General features: G+C 40.6%; 10 protein-coding genes. 6 read left to right on the forward strand and 4 right to left on the reverse strand.

Annotation, left to right across the window (positions count from 1 at the left end; translation table 11 throughout):
• Window positions 1-140: helix-turn-helix domain-containing protein (locus A5N85_RS17745; RefSeq protein WP_143143252.1), on the reverse strand; the 140-nt coding region annotated here is incomplete at its 3' end.
• Between the two features lie 381 nt (window positions 141-521).
• Between A5N85_RS17745 and A5N85_RS10325 the strand changes: the two genes are divergently transcribed.
• Window positions 522-803: a hypothetical protein gene (locus A5N85_RS10325; RefSeq protein ID WP_072577152.1), complete on the forward strand. Its 282-nt coding sequence runs from the start codon at window positions 522-524 to the stop codon at window positions 801-803.
• A 132-nt stretch (window positions 804-935) separates the two neighbouring features.
• On the opposite strand, the gene A5N85_RS10330 is transcribed toward A5N85_RS10325, so the two are convergent.
• The 3 genes from A5N85_RS10330 to A5N85_RS10340 are packed head-to-tail and all read right to left on the reverse strand — an operon-like array spanning window position 936 to window position 3,150.
• Entirely contained in the window at window positions 936-1,733 is a 798-nt protein-coding gene (locus A5N85_RS10330; protein WP_072577153.1) for a MetQ/NlpA family ABC transporter substrate-binding protein, read from the reverse strand.
• A gap of 8 nt (window positions 1,734-1,741) precedes the next feature.
• The gene (locus tag A5N85_RS10335; protein WP_072577154.1) at window positions 1,742-2,413 is read right to left on the reverse strand and encodes a methionine ABC transporter permease; all 672 of its coding nucleotides are present in this window, start codon (window positions 2,411-2,413) and stop codon (window positions 1,742-1,744) included.
• On the reverse strand, window positions 2,413-3,150 hold the full coding sequence (locus tag A5N85_RS10340) for a methionine ABC transporter ATP-binding protein (RefSeq protein ID WP_072577155.1): 738 nt from the start codon (window positions 3,148-3,150) through the stop codon (window positions 2,413-2,415). Before A5N85_RS10340 ends, A5N85_RS10335 begins: the two co-directional genes overlap by 1 nt.
• Before the next feature lie 202 nt (window positions 3,151-3,352).
• Between A5N85_RS10340 and A5N85_RS10345 the strand changes: the two genes are divergently transcribed.
• From A5N85_RS10345 to A5N85_RS10365, 5 genes are all read left to right on the forward strand, one after another.
• Window positions 3,353-3,937, forward strand: a complete 585-nt coding sequence (locus A5N85_RS10345; RefSeq protein ID WP_072577160.1) for a LemA family protein — start codon at window positions 3,353-3,355, stop codon at window positions 3,935-3,937.
• A gap of 9 nt (window positions 3,938-3,946) precedes the next feature.
• Window positions 3,947-4,825, forward strand: coding sequence for a TPM domain-containing protein (locus tag A5N85_RS10350; protein WP_072577156.1), 879 nt, complete (start codon window positions 3,947-3,949; stop codon window positions 4,823-4,825).
• Entirely contained in the window at window positions 4,819-5,328 is a 510-nt protein-coding gene (locus A5N85_RS10355) for a TPM domain-containing protein (protein WP_072577157.1), read from the forward strand. The genes A5N85_RS10350 and A5N85_RS10355 overlap by 7 nt, the downstream gene beginning before the upstream one ends.
• A gap of 12 nt (window positions 5,329-5,340) precedes the next feature.
• Window positions 5,341-6,252 carry an HAD-IIA family hydrolase gene (locus tag A5N85_RS10360; protein WP_072577158.1) on the forward strand — a complete coding sequence of 304 codons (912 nt, stop codon included), beginning with the start codon at window positions 5,341-5,343 and terminating at the stop codon, window positions 6,250-6,252.
• A 319-nt stretch (window positions 6,253-6,571) separates the two neighbouring features.
• Window positions 6,572-7,348 (forward strand): substrate-binding periplasmic protein, encoded by a 777-nt coding sequence (locus A5N85_RS10365; protein ID WP_072577159.1) that lies wholly within the window; start codon window positions 6,572-6,574, stop codon window positions 7,346-7,348.
• Window positions 7,349-7,681: the final 333 nt, after the last annotated feature.

Genomic DNA, 7,681 nt, shown 5'->3' on the forward strand with positions numbered 1-7,681 from the left:
AAAGCCTTTAGGATGGGGATTTTAATCCAGCTATAGACGGTGAATTTGCTGATCTTGTAGCGCTTTGCAACAGCGCGCCAAGTTTCTCCATTAGCAATATCGTTAAGAATTTTCTGTCGGAATTGGCGACAGTAGGTCATAGGATATGCTCAGTTTGTTTTTGATAATTCTACTACAAGTTGTTCTTTATATCTGCTTTGGATAGATTGGATTATAAGTGATTTGACTATATTTTCGATTTTTTGAATAAGTCTGTTTATAGTTAAATCAGATAAAAAGCAGGCGTTCTATATAAATTTTGCCTAGCGTTTCTAGCGAGAAATGATGTTATTTTTGGCTGATAGCACGATATGATTGGAATGCATGAAATCTTATCCAAGTTTATTCGTCAAAAATCACGAAATAGGTATTTATTATCAAAATTGGTAAATTTTTCTAAAAAGTTTATTGTTTTTACGGTATAGTAATACGACCTCAATGAGATGAGGTGTGTTTATTTTCAGTTAATAATTCATTTTGTCATGGACGACAAACCTGAGAATTACGCTGTGCTTTTCATTGCTTTTATTCTAATTGGTCCACCGTTAGGTGCGCTAGTTATGCCACTGTTTATGCGTACCAATTGGCAAATCATTTTTAAAGGAACACATCTTCCCATTATTGGGTTATATGGCTATATTTCCGCGATTCTGACAGGATTAACCATTTGGTGGTTACAGCTGTATCGCGGTGTGTATGGCACTTTTATTTCCATCCTATTAGGTTGCTTTATTTCAGTTGGTTTATATTTTTTGATGGGATGACAACCGTTGTTACCGCTAGTGGCAACGGGTGGGGCTTTTTCTGCTGGTATATTGTCATTGTTTTTACCTAAACGTTCTTACCTTTAAAGAAGCCAGCAATGATGCTGGCTTTTCTTTAAAGGTAAGGAACGTTTATTTCCAGTTTTCAGGGAATTTATAGCCTTGGAAATGTTCGTTTGCCCATGCTTTGAAGCTATCAGAGTTATAAGCCGCTTCAACGTCTTTGACCCAAGGTTTGTCGGTATCTTCACTACGCACGGCGACCCAGTTAATAAAGGTTATTCCTGGTTCTTTATGGAGCGCATCGCTGATTTTTATCCCAGAGCTTGTTGCGTAGTTGCCTGGAATAATCGCAAAGTCTACATCGCCACGCGAACGTGGAAGTTGCGCAGCTTCTAATTCTACAAATTCGATTTTATGTGGGTTGTCCACGATATCTTTCGGTGATGCTTTTAAGGCGTCAATGTCTTTTTTCAGGGTAAGCCAACCAAGGTCTTGTAACAACAGCAAAGCGCGAGCGCTATTGCTTGGGTCATTCGGGAGAGAGATACGAACGCTATCCTTTAGTTGGTCTAGGTTATTCAATTTACCTGCATATAGTCCTAAAGGTGCGGTAGGTGCTTGGAAAACGTTGGTAATATCTAAGCCTTTAGCCGCTTTAAAGGTGTCTAAGTAAGGTTTGTGTTGGAATTCGTTAACGTCGAGTTCGCCATTGGCTAGGGCTAAGTTAGGACGGATGTAGTCGGTAAATTCGATGACTTCTACTTTATAGCCGTCTTTTTCTAATTGAGGCTGAACGGCAGCTTTAAACATATCTGCATGGTCGCCAACAGTCGCACCGAAGACAATTTTGTCTTTGTTTGGGTCTTTTGCTTGCGCACCAGTGAAAGCAAGTGCGATTGCGGTTGCAAGTATGAGTTTATGTTTCATAGGGTCTCCTATCGTTTATCAAGAGCAGCAGCCACACGGTTGCCGATGAATTGAATAGCAATAACCAATAGTATAAGTATTGCCACAATAAAAATAATGATTTCAGTTTGGTAGCGGTAATAGCCATAACGAATGGCTAGGTCACCTAATCCGCCGCCGCCAATCATGCCAGCAGCAGCACTGTAGGAAAGGATGCCAATGGTTAGCACGGTAATGCTAAGTACCATACTAGCGCGCGCTTCGTTAAGTAGAACGCCAAAAAGGATGTGTTGCGGTTTGGCGCCCATGCCAATAGAGGCTTCAATCACACCAGCAGGCACTTCTTTTAGGTTTTGCTCGACCAGTCGAGCAAAGAAAAAGGTACCGCTCACGGTTAGGGTAACACAAGCAGCAATGGGTCCAATGGTTGTACCAGTAATTAAATGAGTTAAGGGGCTGAGCGCAATCATTAAGATGACAAAGGGAAAGGCGCGCATGATGTTAACAGTATGTTCTAAGCTACGATAAAGCCAGCGATGGTAGTAAAGTTGTGGATGACTACTGGCAAATAACCCAATGCCAATGAGTCCACCGAGCAAGGTAGAGAGAACGGTAGAGATGCTAACCATTTCAAAGGTTTGCCAAGCAGCTTTTAGGATATCGTTACGTAGCGCCCAAATGTTATCGATCCATTGTTGCATTATTCTTGCTCCGTTAAGGCTTTACCAATGTCGGTTTGTGCGGTGAATTGTCCGTTTTCAATATGGATGGTTTCTAAAAGATGACCATGATTGAGCAGGGCAGCGCGATGGCAAAGTCGGCGAATTACCGACATTTCGTGAGTAACAATGACAATCGTTACCCCAAAACGTTGGTTAATATCCGCAAGACAGGAAAGTACGCTGTTGGTGGTTAATGGGTCTAATGCGCTGGTAGGTTCGTCAGCAAGGATGACTTCAGGACCGGAAGCTAGAGCCCGCGCGATGCCGACGCGTTGTTTTTGTCCACCAGATAGACGAGCAGGATAGGCATGTGCTTTTTCCCATAATCCAACAATTTCTAAGCATTCCCGCACTCTTGCAGCGCGTTTGTCTTTAGGATATTCGGCAATTTTTAAAGCGTAAGCGACGTTTTCAAAAACAGTGCGATTCGTCATAAGATTAAATTGCTGAAAAATCATACCGATTTTTCTTCTTGCCAATCGCAGTTGTTTAGGGGACATGGCAGTTAATTCTGCATTATTGAGAAAGACTTTTCCTGTTTCTGGTCGTTCTAATAAATTCATCAAGCGCAAAAGCGTCGATTTTCCTGCACCGGAATAGCCCATCAGTCCAAAGATTTCCCCATCTCGGATTTGTAGAGAGATATTTTCAACCGCAGTGAAGCGTTGCTTATTCGCGCCTTCAAAATGTTTAGATACGGCTTCTAAACGGATCACGATGTTCGTCTCCAAAAATCGAACATTAAATAGAAGTCATGCTTCAGCGTCAATGCTGTTTTCATCACTTTTTGGCATAACAATATAATGAAGATAGTTTTGAGAACTCTCACTCTGTAGTAGGATAGGGTTTTAAATCATTCATTGAGAGAGAAAAATGTACGCAATCGCGAAAAAACAACAAGGCGCTTTACGCGGAGGAATGTTGGTTTTGGTTGTTATTATTGGGTTAATTATTGCTGTCGGTGCAATGGCTGTACCGACTTATAACCGCTTACAAGGGTTAGACGAAACGGTTAAAGCGCAATGGTCGGAAGTGGTGAACCAATATCAGCGCCGTGCGGATTTAATTCCGAATTTGGTAGAGGTAACGAAAAAGTATGCTGCTCATGAAGAAGCGGTCTTTACTCAAGTGGCGGAAGCGCGGAGTAAGGTGAGCGCCATGAATGTCAGTGTTGATAATCTAGATGCGGCAAAATTACAGCAATTCCAACAAGCGCAAGGCGAACTCGGTGTGGCATTATCACGCTTGATTGCCGTTTCTGAAAGTTATCCAGAATTAAAAGCCAATACGGTTTTTGAAAATTTACAAACACAATTAGAAGGGACAGAAAACCGCATTACTACCGCGCGTAAACGTTATATCGAAAGCGTAAAAGACTTTAATAGCACGGTTCGTCGTTTTCCAACCAATTTGGTAGCAAAATTTGCTGGTTTGTCGGTAAAACCAAATTTTACCGTGGAAAATGAAGCGGCGATTTCAACAGCACCGAAAGTACAGTTTTAAGAGGATAGTATGGTTAAGCGTTTCTTTTGTTTATTCATCGGATTTTGGTTGCTAACTGCACAAGCAGTTGTACCAGAACGCTTAACTTTAAACGCCCCCGTCATTGACCAAGCAGGATTATTAACGTCTAGCGAAAATACACAGCTATCGGCAATGATTCGTCATTGGCATCAGCAAGGCTTAATGCAAGCGGCCGTAGTGATTGTTGATAGCACAGATGGCATGGCACCGTTTGATTACGCAATGAGCTTAGCAGAGCGTTGGAAGTTGGGCAGTAAGCAACAAGATAACGGATTATTATTTTTGATTGCCGTCGGTGATAGGACCTATTTTATTTTGCCTGGCTATGGACTAGAGGGCGCATTGCCAGATGTTTCCATTAAACGGATTGAGCGTAATCAGTTGGTTCCTTCTTTTAAAGGCGGACGCTATTTTCAAGGCATAGACCAAACGCTAAAAGCAATTGCCACTCAGCTAGAAGCTGACCCGGAAATTCGCAGTCAAATGATTGCTGAAGACAAAAAAGATTCTCAAGGCGATTTATTAGAAGAGCTACTCCCTTTTTTCATTCCTATTTTTATTGTCACAATGGTGCTACGCGCTGTTTTAGGGCGTTTCCTTGGTTCGCTTTTGGGTAGCGGGGTGGTATTTGGTATAACTGTCTGGAGCGTTGGTGCGGGTATCGTTGCAGGACTATTTTTTGCCTTGTTTTTCTTTGTATTCGTGCAGTTTTTTTCCGGTATGAATCGGAGAGGGGGCGGAATCCCCATTATTGTCAGCGGAAGAAACGATAGAGGTGGATTTGGCGGTGGCGGCTTCGGCGGAGGCGGTGGTTATAGCGGCGGCGGAGGCGGTTTTTCTGGCGGTGGTGCAGGAGGTTCATGGTGAAAGCATTTGCAAATAAAATTAAACGCAGTATTGCGCATTTGACCGCAACACCTTTTCAATCCCGTTGGCTGAATAAAGCAACTTGCGCACGATTACAAACGGTCATTGCGCAAGCAGAAAAAGGACACAATGGAGAACTGGTACTGGTAATTGAGAAATCCCTACCAACGTCTTTAGCATGGAATATTAACGTTCGAGAACGGGCCATCAATTTATTTAGCCACTATCGGGTATGGGATACCGTAGAGCGGAGTGGCGTTTTAATCTATCTGAATTTAGCGGAACATCGTTTAGAAATCGTTGCTGATCGCGGCATTGATGCGGTTGTTGCAGACAAAGAATGGCAAAGAATGGCTGATGATGCGATTGCGCGGCTATATGCAAAGGCGCGGATAGAAGCATTAGAGATTTTAATTGATGAAATTGCGCAGACTTTGCGAACGCATTTTGCGGGCGAAGATGTTAATGGCAATGAATTGCCCAACCGCGTCATTATTATATAAGGAGAGAAAACTATGCCTGCCAAAACAGCTTATGCAAAATATCAAGCCATTCGAGATCGCTTACCACCAGAGCCAATGGGCGACCAGTCCCCTGTTACGGTGGAAAATTTATTAGCGATTGCAGAACAATTTGATGTCTTTTTCTTTGATGCTTATGGCGTACTTAACGTTGGTAACCAAGCTATTGATGGGGCAATCGAAGCCGTTTCTCAGTTACAAGCGCAAGGAAAAAGCTGCTTTGTCGTATCAAATGCCGCAGGATTTGAGAAAAGTTTTTATCTCGAAAAATTTACCAAACTCGGCTATCAATTTTCAGCAGACGATATTGTTACCAGTCGAGATGCTTTACTAGCAGCATTGACTGAATATCCTAAAAAAGAGATGCGATGGGGACTTATTGGACCCGCAGAGCATCAAAATGATTTGGTAGAAATGGGCATTCACACCATAGACCAAGATGAGCCAGAATTTGCGCAAGCGGATGGCTTTTTATTTCTTTCGCCACATCGCTGGAATGATGAGCGACAAAAATCCTTTATCGCACTTTTACATCATCATTCCCGCCCAGTATTGCTAGGCAATCCCGATATGATTGCCCCTTTAGGTGACCGATCTTCCATCGAAGCTGGCACGTATATCCTAGGATTAGAAAATCCACTGTATCACTATGTTCGAGCCTTCGGAAAGCCCTTTCACAGTATTTATGACATAGCAGCAAAACGCCTACATCATCAAGGCAAAGACCTAAAACATACACGGACATTAATGCTCGGCGACACATTACATACCGATATTTTAGGCGGAAATGCTTATGGCATTCGCACCGCCTTAGTTTATGGGCATGGATTTTTTAAAGGACTGGATTATCAAGCCTATATTAAAGATAGCGGAATTACGCCTGATTATGTGATGCCACAAATTTAGTAGTTGGAAAATTATTCTTGATAAGAATAATTCTTTTTTTTGCTAAAATAGCGTTCGCTAAAGTAAGTGATATTTTCATCACAATCCTTTATCTTTAGTTATAAAAATCAAAAGCCGTATTTTCCCTATCTCTTCAAGCGTTCGATAAATAGCTTATAGACGCGCTATCGTGCGAGATGATATAGCTTCAGCTAAAAATAGGATATTCTATAAACTTTACCTAGCACTTTTGGCGGGAAAGAACGTTCTGTTTTTAGCTGATTGCGCTATAGATGGGGCATCATACGGAGTAATTTGTTTCATTTATCAAGGATAGAAAATGTTAATCAAAAAAATCGCACTATGTTTATTTACCGCTCTCTTTAGTCAGATTATTCATGCTGATGACAAAGTCTATACTGTGGGAATTTTAGGAAATTATCTGCCTTTTTCAATCAAAGATGGAAAAGGTTCGGTTACAGGATTTAATGCGGACTTAATCAATGCCATAGCAGAAAAAGAAGACTTAAAAATCCGATTTGCGGTTACTAAAACTTTTAAAGGTATGTTAGAAACCTTAGATACGGGAGAAAAAGATATTGTTGTAGGATTTATCATAACCCCTGAGCGAGCCGAAAACTATGCTTTTTCAAATCCTTATTTAGATAGCCGTTGGGGGCTATTACTCAAAGTAGACCATAAAAATCCAACAAAATATATCGACTATAATCAGGCAATTAGTAGCATTCATCAGCTTTCTTCTCAAGTAGGGGGAACAGGCGAGCAACATACTAGAGCGGTATTAGAAGAAAAAGGCGAAGGGACGTTCTTACCTGCAGATACACAATATTTAGCTATTCAAAAAGTCGCTACAGGAGAGGCAGATGTGGCTTATCTTTTAGCAAAAGAATTGCACTATTACGCCAAAATTCATCCTATCAGTCAAAAACACGAATTTTATGTTTTAGAAAATCCTAATTCACACAAGGAAGTTTTTGGCTTTGCGGTAAAGAAAAATAGAGATGATGACTTACTAGCAAAACTCAATGAGGGTTTAGAGAAGGTAAAAGCAGATGGCACTTATCATACCTTATTAAAAAAATGGTTCGGTGAATAAAGTAAATCCTTTATAGAAAATCATTAAAATCGCGATAAAGCTATCCTAAATTATTTTAGGATAGCTAAAAATCAAAAGATTAATTTTCTTATTTAGATAGGTGAAATAAGGTTGATGATTTTTTCTGGAACAAAATTTCCAATTAATTCATATAAGTCTTTTGGGTTTATCGTAAGGAATATTCTTTCAATCAGTTGATGATATTTATTTTTATAAACCGCTATTTCTAAATAATGACTTCCGCGAGAATAAGCAATAAATAACTTTCTGTCCTCAAAAGTTATTTTGATTATAATCAGATAATAGTTATAGTCAAATCAGTTAAAAAATAAG

The sequence above is a fragment of the Suttonella ornithocola genome, assembly GCF_001889065.1.
GTDB lineage: Bacteria > Pseudomonadota > Gammaproteobacteria > Cardiobacteriales > Cardiobacteriaceae > Suttonella_A > Suttonella_A ornithocola.

Bases quoted from the DNA above. Each gene is read 5' to 3' on its own strand.
- A5N85_RS10335 (WP_072577154.1), bottom strand. From the start codon at position 2,413: ATGCAACAATGGATCGATAACATTTGGGCGCTACGTAACGATATCCTA.
- A5N85_RS10350 (WP_072577156.1), top strand. From the start codon at position 3,947: ATGGTTAAGCGTTTCTTTTGTTTATTCATCGGATTTTGGTTGCTAACT.
- A5N85_RS10330 (WP_072577153.1), bottom strand. From the start codon at position 1,733: ATGAAACATAAACTCATACTTGCAACCGCAATCGCACTTGCTTTCACT.
- A5N85_RS10355 (WP_072577157.1), top strand. From the start codon at position 4,819: ATGGTGAAAGCATTTGCAAATAAAATTAAACGCAGTATTGCGCATTTG.
- A5N85_RS10325 (WP_072577152.1), top strand. From the start codon at position 522: ATGGACGACAAACCTGAGAATTACGCTGTGCTTTTCATTGCTTTTATT.
- A5N85_RS10365 (WP_072577159.1), top strand. From the start codon at position 6,572: ATGTTAATCAAAAAAATCGCACTATGTTTATTTACCGCTCTCTTTAGT.
- A5N85_RS10360 (WP_072577158.1), top strand. From the start codon at position 5,341: ATGCCTGCCAAAACAGCTTATGCAAAATATCAAGCCATTCGAGATCGC.
- A5N85_RS10345 (WP_072577160.1), top strand. From the start codon at position 3,353: ATGTTGGTTTTGGTTGTTATTATTGGGTTAATTATTGCTGTCGGTGCA.